The sequence below is a fragment of the Aquincola agrisoli genome, assembly GCF_036621135.1.
GTDB lineage: Bacteria > Pseudomonadota > Gammaproteobacteria > Burkholderiales > Burkholderiaceae_C > Aquincola > Aquincola agrisoli.
This window is the reverse complement of record NZ_JAZIBG010000017.1, coordinates 176,280-193,912: the sequence shown is the minus strand read 5'-3', so window position 1 is coordinate 193,912 and position 17,633 is coordinate 176,280. Positions and strand designations below refer to the sequence as shown.

The window sequence follows — 17,633 nt, the reverse complement described above, 5'->3', positions numbered from 1 at the left end:
TGCAGGCATGCCGCCGCGCCGACGCTGGATCGCCCACCTCGACATGGATGCGTTCTACGCCTCCGTCGAGTTGCTGCGCTACCCGGAACTCGCCGGCCAGGCGGTCGTGATCGGCGGCGGACGCCGCCACCAGCCCGAGCTGCTCGAGGACGGCACCCGCCGTTTCGCGACGCTGCGCCACTACGCCGGGCGGGGTGTCGTCACCACCGCCACCTACGCCGCGCGCGACTACGGCGTGCATTCGGGCATGGGGCTGATGAAGGCCGCGCAGCGCGCGCCCGACGCGATCCTGCTGCCGACCGACTTCGAGGCCTACCGCCACTACTCGCGCCTGTTCAAGGCCGCTGTGGCCGAGGTGGCGCCGGTCATCGAGGACCGGGGCATCGACGAGATCTACATCGACCTCACCGACGTGCCCGGCGCCCAGGAGGCCGTGGGCCACGACCCGCGGGGCGGCGTGCGCGCGGTGGCCCAGGAGATCCGCAACAACGTCAAGCGCGCGACCGGGCTGAGCTGCTCGGTGGGCGTCACGCCGAACAAGCTGCTGTCGAAGATCGCCTCCGAACTCGACAAGCCCGACGGCCTGACGGTGCTGACCGCCGACGAGCTGCCCACGCGCATCTGGCCGCTGCCGGTGCGCCGCATCAACGGCATCGGGCCCAAGGCCGGCGCCAAGCTCAAGGGGCTGGGCATCGACACCATCGGCGAGCTGGCCGCGTGCGAGCAGGACTGGCTCGTCGAGCGCTTCGGCCGCAGCTACGGCGCCTGGCTGCACAGCGCGTCGCATGGCATCGACGACCGGCCGGTGGTGACCTACAGCGAGCCGGTGTCGATGAGCCGCGAGACCACGTTCGATCGTGACCTGCACGCGGTGCGCGACCGAGCGGCGCTCACCGCCATCTTCACCGACCTGGCCGCCCGCGTCGCCGAGGACCTGCAGCGCAAGCGCTTCGTGGGGCGCACGATCGGCATCAAGCTGCGCTTCGAGGATTTCAAGACCGTGACGCGCGACCTGACGCTGCCCGAGCCGACGGCGGATCCGCTGCTCATCCGCCAGGCGGCCGGCCAGTGCCTGAAGCGTGTCGACCTCAGCCGGCGCCTGCGGCTGCTGGGAGTGCGGGTGGGTGCGCTGTCGCGCCCGAAGGCCGAGGCGGCCAGGGCCGCCGAGCCGCCCCGTCCGGCCAGGCGGCCACCGGCCTCCACGCCGCCGGCGGCCGGGGCGGCCGAGCTGCCGCTGTTCCCGGAACTGGGCGATCCGCCTCTACCGCTCGGCGGCGGGGCGCACTGAGGCGGTCGGCAGCGACCACAGCCACGCGGCCACGAGCGTGCAGCAGCCGGCCGGGATCCAGGCCCAGGGCGGCGGCAGCAGGAACCACGCCCCCACGCTGCTGATCGACATCATCACCGTGGCAAGCCACTTGGCCCGCAGCGGCACCGCGCGGTTCGCGCGCCAGTCGCGCACCATCGGCCCGAAGTGCCGGTGCTCCACGATCCAGCGTTCGCAGCGCTCGCTCCCGCGGGAGAAGCAGAAGGCTGCCAGCAGGACGAACGGCACCGTCGGCAGCAGCGGCAGCAGCAGCCCGACCAGCCCGAGGACCAGGCTCAGTCCGCCCGCGGCGAGCCACAGCACACGCTGCCAGTGGGGGCGTTCGTCGAGGGGTACGGGCATCGCGCGATGGTATCGGGTCGGGCGGCGAACCCACCGAACAGCCGGTAATCACCTGGTTGTTGCGGGCTTTGCCCGTCAACGTGCGGCGCTACGCTTGCGTTCGTCCGCTACGCATGGCACGAACCTCGCTTTGCGCAAGAACAGGAGTTGCCCGCCGAACCGCGGGTTGTGGAACCACCATGAACGATCCTCGCCGCCATCTCCCGCCCGCTCCGCAGGGCCGCGTGCCCAACTGGGTGATCCTCGCGCTGGCCGGCGCGGCGGTTGCCCTGGCGCTGGGCGCCCGCGCGGTCATCGGCTAGGCGCAAGCCCGGCGGGCGCCGCCCGTCCATTCGTGCAGCGCGGCCCGCAAGGCCGTCTCCGCCTGCAACGCCGCCGCATCGAGCGCATCCGCCTCCGCCAGCTCGCGGTCGGACGGTTTTTCGCCGCCTCCGGTGGCCCCCTCGGCGAACTTCCGTTTGATTGACCGCCTGGCCGAGCGGGCCTTGTCGCGCGCCGATTTCAGCGAATCGTTGAGTTCCACGAGGCGTCGCACCTGTTCCGTTGAAGCTTGCATGTCGGGACCTGGCCGGAAGAATCTCCATCTGTACCGCCGGGCTCTGCAGCAAGCGTGCCTGCATCCTCAAAAAGCCCCCGCTGGCCCTGCCGCGGCCACCAAGGCACACTGTGCTGGCGCCCATGTCGGCAAGTGCACTGTCCGGGAGGTTTAGACATGCATCCAGAGCTGCCAGCGGGTCAGACCTTCGAGCGCTTGTGGCGCAACGAGTCGCCCGACGCGCTCATCGTTCTGTCGCCGGAAGGCCAGGTCCTGCTTTGGAACCGCATGGCCGAGGCAACCTTCGGCTATGCGGAGGCCGAGGCCGTCGGCCGCCTGCTGGTGGAGCTGATCGTCCCCGCCGATCGCATCGACGAGGAACTGGCCGCGCGACGCGACGCGCTGGGGCGCGACGTGCTGCTGCGCGCGGCGCTGCGCAACCATCGCGACGGCCGCCTGCTCTACATCGACATCACGCTGCATGCCGTGCGCCAGGTGCCCGGCGAACTGGATTGCTACGTGCTCAGCGGCAAGGACGTCACCGCGTTCAAGGTCGCGCGCGACGCGCAGCAGGTCGAGGAGCGCTACCGCGACCTGCTGGAGTCGGTGCCGGACGCGATCATCATCGTCAACCAGGGCGGGCGCATCGTGCTGTTCAACAGCCAGGCCGAGCGCATCTTCGGCTGGAGCCGGGGCGACATGATCGGCGTGTCGGTCGAGATGCTGCTGCCCGAGCGGTACCGCAGCGCGCATTTCGGCCACCGCATGCGCTTCCACCGGGCACCGCAGGTGCGCAGCATGGGTGCGGGGCTGGAGCTGTACGGCCTGCGCCGCGACGGCCAGGAGTTCCCGGTCGAGATCAGCCTCAGCCCGCTGAAGAGCGAGGAGGGCGACCTCGTGATGAGCGCGATCCGCGACATCACCGAGCGCAAGCAGGCCGAGCTGGCGCTGCAGAAGATGAACGCCGAGCTGCGCGTGGCCAACCAGGCGAAGGACCGCTTCCTCGCCACGATGAGCCACGAGCTGCGCACGCCGCTGAACGCCATCCTCGGCTTCACCGGCATCCTGCTGATGCGCCTGCCGGGCGAGCTGAACCCGGAGCAGGAGAACCAGCTCGGCATCGTCAAGTCGAGCGCGGAGCATCTCCTGTCGCTGATCAACGACCTGCTCGACCTGGCCAAGATCCAGGCCGGCATGTACCAGCTCTCGCCCGAGCTGATCGACCTCGGCGTGCTGGTGGCCGATGTGCAGGCGCAGCTGGCGCCGCTGGCGCGGGCCAAGAAGCTGGAGCTGGCGCTGCAGCGGCCGGCCTGGCCGATGCTGCGCACGACGGACCGGCGTGCGCTGCGGCAGATCGTCATCAACTTCGCCAACAACGCGATCAAGTTCACCGACCAGGGCATCGTGCGCATCGGCCTGCACGGCGGGGAGACCGGGCGGTGGCGGGTTGACGTGGAGGACGACGGCGTGGGCATCAGCGAGGAAGACCAGGCGCGGCTGTTCGCGGCGTTCACCCAGGTCGGCGACCCGCGGCGCCGGCCGGACGGCACCGGCATGGGGCTGCACGTCTGCGCGACGCTGGCCACGCTGATGGGCGGCCGCATCGAGGTGAAGAGCCGGCCCGGTGAAGGCAGCCGCTTCTCGCTGGTGATGGGAGAGGAATGATGGCGCGCATCCTGGTGATCGAGGACCACGCGGTCAACCTCGCGCTGATGACCTACCTGCTGAAGGCCTTCAAGCACGAGGTGCTCTCGGCGGCGGACGGCGAGCAGGGTGTGGCCATCGCCTGCGAGCAGGTGCCCGACCTGGTGATCTGCGACATCGAGCTGCCCGGCATGAGCGGCATCGACGTGGCCCAGGCGCTGCGCGCCGATGCCCGTACCGCGGAAGTGCCGCTGCTGGCGGTGACGGCCAGCGCCATGCGCGGCGACCGCGAGCGCCTGCTGGCAGTGGGCTTCGACGGGTATGCCTCCAAGCCCATCGATCCCAAGGCCTTCCCGACGTGGATCGAAGGCTACCTGCGGCCGGCGGCGGGGCGGAGCGTCGCGCCGCTGCTGCTGGTCGTCGACGACGTGGCGTCCAACCTGCTTTTCAAGCGCAGCTGCCTGGTGCCGCTGGGGTTCCGCGTGCTGACGGCCTCTCGGCCCGACGAAGCGCTGGCGATGGCGCGCTACAACCGCCCGGACCTGATCATTTCCGACGTCGGCATGCCGCAGGGCGACGGCTTCGCGTTCATCGCGCAGGTCAAGGCGGTGCCGGCGCTGCGCGACGTGCCGTTCATCTTCATCACCTCCACGCACCGGGATGCGGCCTCCGAACGGCGCGCGCTGGCGCTCGGGGCCCACCGCTACCTCACCCGGCCGATCGCGCCGGAGTTGCTGGTGGCGGAGGTGCGCGCCTGCCTGCCGATGCCCTGATGGGCACGGCGCGGCCCCGCGGGGCGGTCAGGCGGCGCGCTTGGCGAGCAGCGCCCGCGCTACGCGCGATTGCGTGGGCCGGCCCAGTGCCTCGCTGATCCACGCCCCGGCGTCCACCAGTTTGTCGAGGTCGATGCCCGTTTCGGCGCCCAGGCCCTGCAGCAGGTAGAGCACGTCTTCGGTCGCGACGTTGCCGGTCGCGCCCTTGGCATAGGGGCAGCCGCCCAGGCCGGCGATGGAGCTGTCGAACACGCGCAGCCCGAACTGGTACGACGCGTGCACGTTGGCCACGCCCATGCCGTAGGTGTCGTGGTAGTGGCCGGCCAGCTGCCCGGTGGGCACCTTGGCGGCCACGGCTTCCAGCATGCGCAGCACGGTGGCCGGCGTGCCGGTGCCGATGGTGTCGCCCAGCGAGATTTCGTAGCTGCCGAGCTCGAGCAGCCGCTGCGCCACGTCGGCCACGGCCGCGGGGGCGACCGGGCCTTCGTACGGGCAGCCGATCACGCAGGAGATGTAGCCCCGCACCTGCACGCCGTCGCCCCGGGCGGCCGCGAAGATCGGCTCGAAGCGCGCGATTGATTCGGCGATCGAGCAGTTGATGTTCTTCTGCGAGAACGACTCGGACGCGGCGGCGAACACCGCCACCTCCTTGGCGCCCGCGGCCACCGCACCTTCGTAGCCCTTCATGTTGGGCGCGAGCACCGGGTAGTGCACGCCGGGCAGCTTCGGCAGCCCGGCCATGATCTCGGCGTGGTCGGCCATCTGCGGCACCCACTTCGGCGACACGAAAGACGTCGCCTCGATGTGCCGCACGCCGGCTGCCGCCAGCCGCTCGATGAGCCCGAGCTTGGTGGCCGTGGTGACGACCTGCTTCTCGTTCTGCAGCCCGTCGCGCGGGCCGACTTCGATGATGCGTACCGCAGTCATGTCTGCTCCTTGAGGTGTTGATCCAGCGGACACCGTGGAACCGGCTCGGCCGGTCCACCGGTGTCGCCCCCTCGAGGGGGCGGCCGAAGGCCGTAGGGGGTGGGTCAGTTCGGCTCGAAGTCGACCAATTCCACCCCATCCGCCACCTGCTCGCCCGGCGCGCAGCGGAAGGCCTTGACCACGCCGGCCGCGGGTGCGTTGAGCGTGTGCTCCATTTTCATCGCCTCCATCACCAGCAGCGGCGCGCCCTTCTCGACCGTGGCGCCCACGGCCGCCAGCAGCGCGATGACCTTGCCCGGCATCGGCGCGCGCAGGCCGCCGTGGGTGTCGTCGCCATGGCCGCCGCGGTGCAGCGTGTCGACGCGTGCCAGCGCGTGCGCGTGGCCGTCGAGGAACACGTGCCGGCGCTCGCCGGTGATCACCACCGCGGCGTGCAGCCGCCGCTCGCCGAGCTGCGCGTGCAGCTTGCCGTTGGCGCCCGGCTCGCCGCGCGCGAACACGCCGTGGCCGCCGTCGAGCGTGAGCTGCCAGCCGCCCGCGGCGGGCAGCACGGCCACGCTGCGCTGCTCGTCGCCGCGGCGCAGGCGGATCTCGCGCGGCGCCTGGCCGTTGAGCCGCCAGCCGTCCAGCGCATCCCAGGGCGACGCGATGGCGCCGCGCCGCGCCTGCGCCGCCTGCTCGTGCAGCAGCTCGGCCAGCACGGCCAGCAGCCAGGCTTCGTCGGGCGGGCTGCCCGCCTGCGGGAACAGGAAGCCCTGCTCGCGCTCGATCAGGCCGGTGTCGAGGTCGGCCCGCGTGAAGGCCGGGCACGCGGCCAGCCGCGCGAGGAACTCGACGTTGTTCGCCACGCCCACCACGCGGTACTGCGCCAGCGCCTTGCGCAGCCGCGCCAGCGCCAGGTCGCGGTCGGCGTCCCAGACGATCAGCTTGGCGATCATCGGGTCGTAGTGCGGCGTGATCTCGTCACCCTGTTCCACGCCGGTGTCCACCCGCACGTGCTCGGTCTCGGCCGGCGGCGCCAGGTGGACCAGCCGGCCGGTGGATGGCAGGAAGCCCTTGTCCGGGTCTTCGGCGTAGATGCGCGCCTCGATCGCGTGGCCGTCGATCGAGAGCTGCTCCTGCGTCAGCGGCAGCGGCTGGCCGGCGGCCACGCGCAGCTGCCACTCGACGAGGTCGAGCCCCGTGATCATCTCGGTGACCGGGTGCTCCACCTGCAGGCGCGTGTTCATCTCCATGAAGTAGAAGGAGCCGTCCTGGTTGGCGATGAACTCCACCGTGCCGGCGCCCACGTAGCCCACCGCCTTGGCGGCTTCCACGGCGGCGTTGCCCATCGCGGCGCGGCGTTCGGGCGTCATGCCGGGCGCGGGCGCTTCCTCCAGCACCTTCTGGTGGCGGCGCTGCACCGAGCAGTCGCGCTCGAACAGGTAGACGCAGTTGCCGTGCGTGTCGCCGAACACCTGGATCTCGATGTGGCGCGGCTTCAGCACGTACTTCTCGACCAGCACGTGCGCATCGCCGAAGGCGTTGGTGGCCTCGCGCTGGCACGAGGCGAGGGCGGCCGGGAACTCTTCCGCCTTGTCGACGCGCCGCATGCCCTTGCCGCCGCCGCCCGCGCTGGCCTTGATGAGCACCGGGTAGCCGATGCGCTCGGCCTGGCCGGCCAGGAAGGCGGGGTCGTTGTTGTCGCCGTGGTAGCCGGGCGTGAGCGGCACGTTGGCCTTCTCCATCAGCGCCTTGGCGGCCGACTTCAAGCCCATCGCGCGGATGGCCGAGGCCGGCGGGCCGATGAAGGCGATGCCCGCGGCGGCGCAGGCTTCGGCGAAGTCCTCGTTCTCCGACAGGAAGCCGTAGCCGGGGTGCACGGCTTGCGCGCCGGTGTCCTTCGCGGCCTGCAGGATGCGGTCGGCGACGAGGTAACTCTCGCGCGCGGCGGCCGGGCCGATCAGCACCGCCTCGTCGGCCAGGCGCACGTGGCGCGCGTTGGCGTCGGCCTCGGAGTACACCGCGACGGTCGCGATGCCCATGCGGCGCGCGGTCTTGATGACGCGGCAGGCGATCTCGCCGCGGTTGGCAATCAGGATCTTGGTGAACATGGGGGCTCAGCCTTTCCAGCTGGGGGCGCGTTTTTCGAGGAAGGCCGAGAGGCCCTCCTTCGCTTCCGGCGTGGCGCGCAGCTCGGCGATGCGGCGCGCGGTGTCTTCGATCAGCTCGGCGGTCACCGGCCGGTTGGCCACCGCGCGGATCAGCGCGGTGGAGGCGGCCTGCGCCTTCGGGCCGCCGGCCAGCAGCGCGTCGACGATGGCCTGCACCGCGGCGTCGAGCTGCTCGGGCTCGGCCACCTCGTGCACCAGGCCGATCTCGCGGGCACGCGCCGCGCCGATGCGCTCGGCCGTCTGGAAGTAGCGGTAGGCCTGGCGCTCGCCGATCGCACGCACCACGTACGGGCTGATCGCCGCGGGCAGGATGCCCAGCTTCACCTCCGAGGTGGCGAAGCTCGCCGAGCTCGAAGCCACGCAGATGTCGCACGCCGAAGCGAGCCCCATGCCGCCGCCCATCGCCGCGCCCTGCACGCGGGCGATGGTGGGCGTGGCGCATGCCGACAGCACGCGGAACAGCTCGGCCAGCTTGCGTGCGTCGGCCAGGTTGTCCTCGGTGGAGGCCGCGCCCTGGCGCTTCATCCAGTTGAGGTCGGCACCGGCCGAGAAGCTCTTGCCGCGGCCGGCCAGCACGATCACGCGCACCGCGTCGTCGGCGTCCAGCGACTGCAGGGCCTCGGTCAGCTCGGCGATCAGCGTCTCGTCGAAGGCGTTGTGCACTTCGGCGCGGCTCATCCACAGCCAGGCCACCGGGCCGCGGCGTTCGATGTCGATGCAAGTGGGCATGCCGGGCCTCACATCCGGAACACGCCGAACTTCGTCGGCGCGATGGGGGCGTTGAGCGACGCCGCGAGCGACAGGCCCAGCGTGCGCCGGGCCTGGGCCGGGTCGATCACGCCGTCGTCCCACAGCCGCGCGGTGGCGTAGTAGGGGTGGCCCTGGTCCTCGTACTGTTGGCGGATCGGCGCCTTGAAGCGCTCTTCCTCCTCGGCCGACCAGGCGCCGCCCTTGGCCTCGATGCCGTCGCGCTTCACGGTGGCCAGCACGCTCGCGGCCTGCTCGCCCCCCATCACGCTGATGCGTGCGTTGGGCCACATCCACAGGAAGCGCGGCGAGTACGCCCGGCCGCACATGCCGTAGTTGCCGGCGCCGAAGCTGCCGCCGATCACCATGGTGAGCTTGGGCACCTGCGCGGTGGCCACGGCCGTCACCATCTTGGCGCCGTCGCGCGCGATGCCGGCGTTCTCGTACTTGCGGCCGACCATGAAGCCGGTGATGTTCTGCAGGAACAGCAGCGGCACGCCGCGCTGCGCGCACAGCTCGATGAAGTGCGCGCCCTTCTGCGCCGATTCGCTGAACAGGATGCCGTTGTTGGCGACGATGCCCACCGGCATGCCGTACAGGTGCGCGAAGCCGGTGACCAGCGTGCTGCCGTAGCGGGCCTTGAATTCGTCGAAGCGCGAGCCGTCGACCAGCCGCGCGATGACTTCGCGCACGTCGTAGGGCTTGCGGGTGTCGGCGGGGATCACGCCGTACAGCTCGGCCGGGTCGTACAGCGGCTCTTCCGGCGCCTGCAGCGTGACGGTCTGCGGCTTGCGGCGGTTGAAGCTCGCGGCGATGCGGCGCGCCAGGAACAGTGCGTGGCTGTCGTTCTCGGCCAGGTGGTCGGCCACGCCTGAGACGCGCGTGTGCACGTCGCCGCCGCCCAGGTCCTCGGCACTCACCACCTCGCCGGTGGCGGCCTTCACCAGCGGCGGGCCGCCCAGGAAGATGGTGCCCTGGTTCTTCACGATGATGGCCTCGTCGCTCATCGCCGGCACGTAGGCGCCGCCGGCCGTGCACGAGCCCATCACGATGGCCACCTGCGGGATGCCCTTCGCGGACATGTTGGCCTGGTTGTAGAAGATGCGGCCGAAGTGGTCGCGATCGGGGAACACCTCGTCCTGGTTGGGCAGGTTGGCGCCGCCCGAATCGACAAGGTAGATGCAGGGCAGGTGGTTCTGCTCGGCGATCTCCTGCGCACGCAGGTGCTTCTTGACCGTCATCGGGTAGTAGGTGCCGCCCTTCACGGTGGCATCGTTGGCGACGATCATGCATTCCTGGCCCTCGACGCGGCCGATGCCGGCGATCACGCCGGCCGCGGGGGCCGCGCCGTCGTACATGCCGTGCGCGGCGAGCTGGCCGATCTCCAGGAACGGCGTGCCGGGGTCGAGCAACTGCTGTACGCGGTCGCGCGGCAGCAGCTTGCCGCGCGCGAGGTGCTTGCTGCGTGCGTTCTCGTCGCCGCCGAGCGCGGTGCGCGCCACCTGGGCGCGCAGGTCCTCGACCACTTCGCGCATGCGCTGCGCATTGGCGCGGAAGTCTTCCGAGCGGGTGTCGAGCTGGGATTGCAGGGCTTGCATGGCTTACATCGTCTCGCTGAAGAGCTCGCGGCCGATCAGCATGCGGCGGATCTCGCTGGTGCCCGCGCCGATCTCGTAGAGCTTGGCGTCGCGCCACAGGCGCTCGACTGGGAATTCCTTCGTGTAGCCCACGCCGCCCAGCGCCTGGATCGCCTCGCCGGCCATCCACGTGGCCTTTTCGGCGGTGTAGAGGATGAGGCCGGCCGCGTCCTTGCGCAGCGTGCGGGCGTGGTCCTGGCTGTCGCAGGCGCGGCCCACCGCGTAGGCGTAGGCGCGGCAGGCCTGCCAGGTGGTGTACATGTCGGCCAGCTTGCCCTGCATCAGCTGGAACTCGCCGATGCTCTGGCCGAACTGCTTGCGCTCGTGCACGTAGGGCACCACCGCATCCATGCACGCGGCCATGATGCCCAGTGGCCCGCCGGAGAGCACCGCGCGCTCGTAGTCGAGGCCGCTCATCAGCACCTTGACGCCGCCGCCTTCGCTGCCCAGCACGTTTTCTTCCGGCACCTCGCAGTTGTCGAAGAACAGCGGCCAGGTGTTGGAGCCGCGCATGCCCAGCTTGTCGAGCTTGTTGCCGTAGCTCAGGCCCTTGAAGCCCTTCTCGAGGATGAAGGCCGTCATGCCCTTGGGGCCGGCGTCGGGCTCGGTCTTGGCGTAGACCACCAGCGTGTCGGCGTCGCCGCCGTTGGTGATCCACATCTTGCTGCCGTTGAGCACGTAGCGGTCGCCCTTTTTGTCGGCGCGCAGCTTCATGCTCACCACGTCGGAGCCGGCGTTGGGTTCGCTCATCGCCAGTGCGCCCACGTGCTCGCCGCTGACCAGCTTGGGCAGGTACTTCTGCTTCTGCGCCGCGCTGCCGTTGCGGTGGATCTGGTTCACGCACAGGTTGGAGTGCGCGCCGTAGCTGAGGCCCACCGACGCCGAGGCACGCGACACCTCCTCCATCGCGATCATGTGGGCCAGGTAGCCGAGCCCGGTGCCGCCGTATTCCTCGCCGACGGTCATGCCGTGCAGGCCGAGGTCGCCGAGCTTCTTCCACAGGTCGGCGGGGAAGAGGTTGTCGTGGTCGACCTGCGCCGCGCGCGGGGCGATCTCGTCGGCGCTGAACGCCTGCACGGTGTCGCGCAGCATGTCGATGGTTTCGCCGAGGGCGAAGTCGAGGCCGGTCTGGGTGGGCATGGGCGTGTCTCCGGAAAGCTGTTGGCCACGAGGATAGGTGAAGGGGCGGCCGAGCATCGGCCACAATGGTTGCAAATCACGCCAGGCCCGACCTAGTGAAATCCCGCGCCGTCACCCCCATCGCGTTTGTCCAGGCGCTGCTGTGCGCTTACGAACGCTATGGGCGCGATCCTTCCGAGGCCTTGCGCAAGGCGCAAATCACGCCAGCGATGTTGCGGCGCAGCGAAACCCGCATCAGCGCCGAGCAGATGGAGGTCGTCAGCGAGTACGCGATGCGCGAACTCGATGACGAGGCGCTCGGCTGGTGGCAGCGCCGGCTGCCCTGGGGCAGCTACGGCATGCTGGCCCGGGCGTCGCTCACGGCACCCCAGCTCGGCGTCGCGCTGAAGCGCTGGTTCCGCCACCACCGGCTGGTCTGCGACGACCTGGCGATCACCCTCGACGCCGCGCGGCCGCTGGCCACCGTGACGCTGCGGGAAGACCGCGCGCCCTGGCCGGGCACGCGGGAGCTGTGCCTGGTGACCACGCTGCGCAACATCCACGGTTATGCGAGCTGGCTGGTCGATTCGCGCATCTCGCTGCACGCCGCGTCGTTCCCGTACCCCGCGCCGCCGCACGCCGAGGCCTACCGTTGGATGTTCGACTGCCCGGTGCGGTTCGACGCCGAAGCCGCGTCGTACAGCTTCGACGCGCAGTACCTGGCGCTGCCGGTCAAGCGCGACGAGCGCGCCGCGCGGCTGATGCTGCAGCGGGCGCTGCCACTCACGGTGCGGCTGTACCGGCGCGACCGGCTGCTGGTGCAGCGGGTGCGGGAGCTGCTGGCACGCGATCCGGCGGCGATGATCAACGCCGAGGCGGTGGCGGCGGCGCTCAACGTCTCGGTGCGCACGCTGCACCGGCAGCTGCAGGGTGAGGGGGCGTCGCTGCAGGCGCTGAAGGACGAGGCGCGGCGCGTGCAGGCCATGGAGCTGCTGGCACGCACGCGGCGGCCGGTCAAGCAGATCGCGCTGGCGGTGGGCTTCAGCAGCGAGAAGAGCTTCGCGCGCGCCTTCCGCCAGTGGACCGGCGCCTCGCCGAGCGATGTGCGCCGCCACGGCGCGCCGCAGGCATCATGACGGGCATGGACGCTACGAGCCCCCGTGACGATCCCTTCGCCGCGCTGCGGCCGCGCCTGTTCGGCATCGCCTACCGCATGCTCGGCACCCGCGCCGATGCGGAGGACGTGCTGCAGGACGCCTGGCTGCGCTGGCACCATGCCGACACCGGCGCGCTCGCCTCGGCCGAGGCGTGGCTCGTCACCGTCGTCACCCGGCTGTCGATCGATCGCCTGCGCGCGGCCCGCGCCGAGCGCGATGCCTACGTCGGCTGGTGGCTGCCCGAGCCGCTGGTGGCGGTGGACGAGCGCACGCCCGAGGCGGTGGCCGAGCTGGCGAGCGACCTGTCCATGGCCTTCCTGTGGGTGCTGGAGCGGCTGGCGCCGGAGGAGCGCGCGGCCTTCCTGCTGCGCCAGGTGTTCGACCGCGACTACGACGAGATCGCCGCGATGCTCGGCCGCAGCGAGGCGGCCTGCCGGCAGATGGTGCACCGCGCGCGCGAGCGCGTGCGCCGGGCCGGCCCGCGCTTCGAGGTGCCGCACGACACGCACCGGGCCCTGCTCGAGCGCTTCGTGCAGGCCGCCCGGCACGGCGACCGCCAGGCGCTGAAGGCGCTGCTCGCGGACGACGTCGAGGCCGTGGGCGACGGCGGCGGCAAGGTGCTGTCGGTGCTGACGGCGCTGCGCGGCCCCGACCGTGTCGCCAACCTCTACTGGGCGATATGGCGGCGTCTGGGCGCGGACGTGGCCTACCGGGTCGTGCTGGTCAACGGCGAGCCGGGCCTGCTGCGCAGCATCGGCGGGCGGCTCGAGTCGGCGCAGGCCGTGGTCACGGACGGCGAGCGCATCCGCGCCATCTACACCGTGCGCAACCCGGACAAGTTGGCCCGCATCGACGCTGCGCTCACGCCGCAGCGCTAGCGCGGCTGCGTCGCCAGGCCGAACGTCTCGCGCAGCCGGGCCGCCATGGCCTCCATCGAGAACGGCTTGGTGATCATGTGCATGCCGGGTTCGAGGAAGCCGTTGGCCACCGCGGCCGTTTCCGCATAGCCCGTCATGAACAGCACCTTCAGGCCAGGCCGGTGCTCGCGGGCCGCGTCGGCCATCTGCCGCCCGTTGAGTCCGGGCAGGCCGACGTCGGTGATCAGCAGGTCGATCGGCTGCGTGCCCAGCAGCACCGCCAGCCCCGCGTTGCCGTCGGCGGCTTCCAGCACGCTGTAGCCCAGCTCCTGCAGCACGTCGACCACCAGCGCGCGCACCACCGCCTCGTCCTCAACCACCAGCACGACGCGGCCCGAGACGCTGCGCGGGTCGTCCGCCGACGGCGCGGGCTCGTCGGCAGGGACCGCATCGCCGTGCCAGCGCGGCAGGTACAGCTTGACGGTCGTGCCGCGGCCCACTTCGCTGTAGAGCTTGACGTGCCCCTCGGATTGCCGCGCGAAGCCGTAGATCATCGACAGGCCGAGGCCGGTGCCCTGGCCGATCGGCTTGGTGGTGAAGAACGGCTCGAACGCCCGGGCGGCGACATCCGGCGGCATGCCGGTGCCGCTGTCGGTGACGCTGATGCACACGTACTGGCCGGGCTCGATGTCGCGGATGCGGGCCGCGTAGCTGGCGTCGAGCGAGGTGTTGACGGTTTCCACGGTGAGCCGGCCGCCGCCCGGCATCGCGTCGCGGGCGTTGATGCACAGGTTGAGGATGGCGCTCTCGAGCTGGTTGGGGTCGCACAGCGTGAGCCACAGCCCCTGCGACAGCGCCAGCTCGAGCGTGACGCTTTCGCCCAGCGTGCGCCGCAGCAGGTCCTCCATCGATGCGACGAGGGGGTTGGCCTCCACCGGACGCGGGTCGAGCGGCTGCCGGCGGGCGAACGCCAGCAGCCGGTGCGTGAGCGCCGCCGCCCGCTGCGCCGAGGCCATCGCGCCGGCGACGAAGCGGTCGAGCTCGCCGGTGCGGCCCTGCTGCACGCGCCGCTTGATGAGGTCGAGCGAGCCGGTGATGCCCTGCAGCAGGTTGTTGAAGTCGTGCGCGATGCCGCCGGTGAGCTGCCCCACGACCTCCATCTTCTGCGACTGGCGCAGCGCTTCCTGGGCCTCCTGCAGCTGCGATTGCCGCTCGCGCTCGGCCGTCACGTCGCGGCCCGCGGCGACGAAGCGTCCGGTGCCGGGCTCCTGCGACAGCGTCCACGCGATCACTCGCCAGTCGCCGGCCGCGGTGCCGATGCGGTTGTCGATGCGCACCGGCTGGCCGTCGGCACGCATGCGCGCCAGCGCCTCGTGCAGGGCCTGCGCGTCGTCGGGATGGATCAGGGCGGCGAGCGGCTGCAGCAGCAGGCGAGCGTGCGGATGGCCCAGCTGGCGTGTCCACGACGCCGACACCCGCTGCAGGTGGCCCTGCGGATCGGCGATGGCCAGCAGGTCTTCGGTCAGCGCCCAGACCTGATCGCGTTCCCGGGTGCGCTCCTCGACGCGCGCTTCCAGCGTCTCGTTGTCGCGCTGCGTGGCCTGGAAGAGGCGTGCGTTGTCGATCGCGATGGCCGCCTGCGCCGCCAGGCCGGCGCACAGGCGTTCCGCACGCTCGGCGAAGATGCCGGGCTCGGGATGGCCGAACAGCAGGCAGCCCAGCACGTCGCCCGAGCGGGCCACGACCGGCACGGCCATGTAGCTGCGCACTGGCAGGTGGCCTTCGGGCATGCCGGCGAGCGGCGGGTTGTGGCCGTAGCGCGGATCCTGCGTGATGTCGGGCGAGCGCAGGATGCCCTCGCCGCGGAAGGTGGGTGCGAAGACCGCGGTGGCGCGCGGCATGCCGAAGCGCTCGAAATCGGCGCGGTCCGCGCCCGAGAGCGCGTAGAGCATCAAGCGCTCGCCGTCGTCGCTGCGCGTGGCATAGAAGAAGGCGCCGAAGCGTGCGCCGGTCAGTGCCGTGCCGGCATCGACGACTTGCTGCACCAGCGTGTCGAGATCGAAATTCCCCGCCAGCAGCGCGGCGGTGCGGTTGAGCGTCTCCAGCGCGCGGCTCTCGTCGCGCAGCGCCTGTTCGGCGCGGGCGCGCTCCACGGCGTCCCAGATGCGGGCGGCGACGTCCTCGATCAGCGCCACCTCCGCCGGCGTCCAGATGCGCGGCTCGTGCTGGGCGGCATAGAGCAGCGCACGCAGCGTGCCGTCGCCGCGCAGCGGGACGGCCACGAGGCTGTGCACGCCGAAGCGTTCCAGCACCGGTTGGGCGCCGTCTTCCGCGATGTCGCTGCAGACGGTGGTCCGGCCCTCCTGCCAGTGCCCCAGCGCCGTTTCACCGAACTCGGCCAGCGGCCAGCTGCGGTGCTCGGCCGGCCGGCCGTCGGTCTGCTCAGCCTCGACCGTGACCAGCTCGCCCCGCACGCGGCTGAGCCCTGCGCGGTGCACGCCCAAGAAGTCGCGCAGCATCTGCAGTGCGTCGGTCAGCAGCGACAGCGGCTCGCCGGAGGGCCGCAGGCGGTCGGCCAAGCCCAGCAGCAGGGCCTGCCGTGCCTCGGCCTGCTTGCGGGCGGTGATGTCGTAGCACACGCCGAGGTAGCGGCGGCGGCCGCTGCCGGTGTCGTCCAGGGCTTCGCCGCGGCGGGCCAGCCAGCGCTGACTGCCGTCGTCGGCGCGGCGGATGCGGTATTCCACATAACCCAGCCGCTGGCCCGACGGCTGGGGGTCGACGGCCAGCAGGTAGTGGTCCTCCGGGTCCACCAACTCGACCAGCTGGCTGACGTGCACCCGCGGCTGCTCGGGCAGCCCCCACAGCGCGCAGAACGACGAGGAGACCGCCACCTCGCGCTCGTCGGGGAACAGCTCGAAGCTGCCGATGCTGCCGGCGCGCTGCGCGATGTGCAGCCGCTCCTCGCTCAGGCGCAGGGCCTCGCGGGCGCGGGCCCGTTCCGAAGCCAGGCGCAGCCGCTCGCCCACCTCGCGCAGCAGCACGATGTCGTCTTCCACCCAGCGCCGGGGTTCCGCACTGCAGACGAACACGAGGCCCCCGCCCTCGGCCTGCGTGGTCACCGGCGCCAGTGGCACCAGCAGCAGCGCGCCGATCTGCAGACGGGCGTAGCGGGAGGCGCCGGAGGCGGTGCGCGGGTCGGCGGTCACGTCGTCCACGACCAGCGGCACGCCTTCGTGCAGCACCTGCGCGAGGCCGCTGCCGTAGTCGTCGAGCTGGTAGATGCCGGGCGCGCTGTCGACGCTGCCATCGGTCCAGTCGTGCTCGATGTGCACGCGGGACTGGCCGTCGACGTGTCCGAAGCCGACCCGGCTGACCTCCAGCAGCGCGCCCAGCCGCGCCGCGATGGCGTCGGTGATCTGCGGTGCACCGTCGATGCCGTGCAGGCTTTCGCTCAGTTCGAAGAGGAAGGACTGGCGGAGGTCCGCCCGCCGCTGGCGCGTGCGGTCGCGCAGCACCTTCACGAAGCCCAGCGCCTCGCCCCCGTCGCCGCGCAGCTGGGTCATCTCGCCGGAGGCCCAGATGCGGCTGCCGTCGCTGCGCACGCGCCAGCCTTCGTCGGGCGACGGGTGGCCTGCGCGGGCAGCGGCCATCTCGCGTTCGATCCGGCCGCAGACGAGGTCTGGCGGCGTGAAGCACCGGTGCAGGGTCTGGCCGAGCATCTCCTCCTCGCGCCACCCGAGCATGCGGTGCGCGCCCTCGTTCCAGCGCGTAACGCGGCCTTCGGGGTCAAGCGCGATGATCGCGTAGTCGGTCGCGCTGTCGAGGATCTGTCGGTGGCGGGCCTCGGCCTCGCGCAGGCGCCGGTCGGCGCCCTGACGCTCGATCGCGAGCGCCATCGTCTGCGCGGCGAGGGCCAGCGTGTCGAACTCGGCCAGCGTGCCCTCGTGCCGCTCGGTGAAGAAGCAGTTCAGCAGGCCGAGCCGGGCCCCGCCCGCGGCCCGCACCGGGGCGCCCCACCAGCGCTGCAGCCCTGCGCCCAGCGCCTGCGGGCGCAGCCCAGCCCAGAGCGGGTCGTCGGCGATGTCGCTCACCACGGCCGGCGCGGCGCTGGCCAGTGCGGCGCCGAGCGCATGGCTGCCGTCCGCCGGCAGGCCTTCGAGCGTGGCGAGGAAGGCATGCGGCAGCAGCGGGGCGGCGCCCACGTGGAGCCGCTCGTCGCGCTCCAGCAGCAGCGCGCACGCCCGGGCCGAGCCCGGCAGGCAGGCTTCCAGCGACCGCAGCAGCGCGTCGAGGACGTCCTGCAGCGGAACGCCGGCAGCGATCTGCGCGAGCACGCGGCGTTCGCCGTCGAGCAACGCGAGCGTCGTGCTGCGAGGAGCGGGCGGTACGGCTTGCATTTGCGCGGCATTCTCGCC

Annotated in this window: 14 protein-coding genes; 6 read left to right on the top strand and 8 right to left on the bottom strand. The window is 71.7% G+C overall.

Annotated elements, in window-relative coordinates:
- Positions 1–7: 7 nt before the first annotated feature.
- Positions 8–1,288, top strand: a complete 1,281-nt coding sequence (dinB, locus tag V4F39_RS05555) for a DNA polymerase IV (RefSeq protein ID WP_332288312.1) — start codon at positions 8–10, stop codon at positions 1,286–1,288.
- Here the strand turns inward: dinB and V4F39_RS05550 are convergent.
- Complete coding sequence (locus tag V4F39_RS05550; RefSeq protein ID WP_332288311.1) at positions 1,262–1,669, bottom strand: YbaN family protein; 408 nt, start codon at positions 1,667–1,669, stop codon at positions 1,262–1,264. The genes dinB and V4F39_RS05550 overlap by 27 nt on opposite strands.
- Before the next feature lie 179 nt (positions 1,670–1,848).
- Here V4F39_RS05550 and V4F39_RS05545 point away from each other — a divergent pair, with 179 nt between their 5' ends.
- Complete coding sequence (locus V4F39_RS05545; protein WP_332288310.1) at positions 1,849–1,971, top strand: hypothetical protein; 123 nt, start codon at positions 1,849–1,851, stop codon at positions 1,969–1,971.
- On the opposite strand, the gene V4F39_RS05540 is transcribed toward V4F39_RS05545, so the two are convergent.
- Complete coding sequence (locus tag V4F39_RS05540) at positions 1,968–2,192, bottom strand: hypothetical protein (RefSeq protein ID WP_332288309.1); 225 nt, start codon at positions 2,190–2,192, stop codon at positions 1,968–1,970. The two genes, V4F39_RS05545 and V4F39_RS05540, sit on opposite strands and share 4 nt — an antisense overlap.
- Positions 2,193–2,381: 189 nt before the next feature.
- Here V4F39_RS05540 and V4F39_RS05535 point away from each other — a divergent pair, with 189 nt between their 5' ends.
- Together V4F39_RS05535 and V4F39_RS05530 are read left to right on the top strand one after the other, a co-directional pair.
- On the top strand, positions 2,382–3,869 hold the full coding sequence (locus tag V4F39_RS05535) for a PAS domain-containing sensor histidine kinase (protein ID WP_332288308.1): 1,488 nt from the start codon (positions 2,382–2,384) through the stop codon (positions 3,867–3,869).
- On the top strand, positions 3,869–4,621 hold the full coding sequence (locus V4F39_RS05530) for a response regulator (protein WP_332288307.1): 753 nt from the start codon (positions 3,869–3,871) through the stop codon (positions 4,619–4,621). Before V4F39_RS05535 ends, V4F39_RS05530 begins: the two co-directional genes overlap by 1 nt.
- Positions 4,622–4,648: 27 nt before the next feature.
- On the opposite strand, the gene V4F39_RS05525 is transcribed toward V4F39_RS05530, so the two are convergent.
- The 5 genes from V4F39_RS05525 to V4F39_RS05505 all read right to left on the bottom strand — a co-directional run bounded on the left by V4F39_RS05525 (position 4,649) and on the right by V4F39_RS05505 (position 11,225).
- Complete coding sequence (locus V4F39_RS05525) at positions 4,649–5,548, bottom strand: hydroxymethylglutaryl-CoA lyase (protein WP_332288306.1); 900 nt, start codon at positions 5,546–5,548, stop codon at positions 4,649–4,651.
- Positions 5,549–5,652: 104 nt separating this feature from the next.
- Positions 5,653–7,641 (bottom strand): acetyl/propionyl/methylcrotonyl-CoA carboxylase subunit alpha, encoded by a 1,989-nt coding sequence (locus V4F39_RS05520; RefSeq protein WP_332288305.1) that lies wholly within the window; start codon positions 7,639–7,641, stop codon positions 5,653–5,655.
- Positions 7,642–7,647: 6 nt separating this feature from the next.
- Complete coding sequence (locus V4F39_RS05515) at positions 7,648–8,430, bottom strand: enoyl-CoA hydratase/isomerase family protein (RefSeq protein WP_332288304.1); 783 nt, start codon at positions 8,428–8,430, stop codon at positions 7,648–7,650.
- A gap of 8 nt (positions 8,431–8,438) precedes the next feature.
- Positions 8,439–10,046, bottom strand: coding sequence for a carboxyl transferase domain-containing protein (locus V4F39_RS05510; RefSeq protein WP_332288303.1), 1,608 nt, complete (start codon positions 10,044–10,046; stop codon positions 8,439–8,441).
- A 3-nt stretch (positions 10,047–10,049) separates the two neighbouring features.
- Entirely contained in the window at positions 10,050–11,225 is a 1,176-nt protein-coding gene (locus V4F39_RS05505; protein ID WP_332288302.1) for an isovaleryl-CoA dehydrogenase, read from the bottom strand.
- 65 nt (positions 11,226–11,290) lie between these two features.
- Here V4F39_RS05505 and V4F39_RS05500 point away from each other — a divergent pair, with 65 nt between their 5' ends.
- Together V4F39_RS05500 and V4F39_RS05495 are read left to right on the top strand one after the other, a co-directional pair.
- Positions 11,291–12,340 (top strand): AraC family transcriptional regulator, encoded by a 1,050-nt coding sequence (locus tag V4F39_RS05500; RefSeq protein WP_378235081.1) that lies wholly within the window; start codon positions 11,291–11,293, stop codon positions 12,338–12,340.
- A complete protein-coding gene (locus V4F39_RS05495; protein WP_378235080.1) occupies positions 12,337–13,239 on the top strand; it encodes an RNA polymerase sigma-70 factor in 903 nt (300 codons plus the stop codon). Before V4F39_RS05500 ends, V4F39_RS05495 begins: the two co-directional genes overlap by 4 nt.
- Here V4F39_RS05495 and V4F39_RS05490 read toward each other — a convergent pair.
- Positions 13,236–17,615 carry a GAF domain-containing protein gene (locus V4F39_RS05490; RefSeq protein ID WP_332288299.1) on the bottom strand — a complete coding sequence of 1,460 codons (4,380 nt, stop codon included), beginning with the start codon at positions 17,613–17,615 and terminating at the stop codon, positions 13,236–13,238. The two genes, V4F39_RS05495 and V4F39_RS05490, sit on opposite strands and share 4 nt — an antisense overlap.
- Positions 17,616–17,633: the final 18 nt, after the last annotated feature.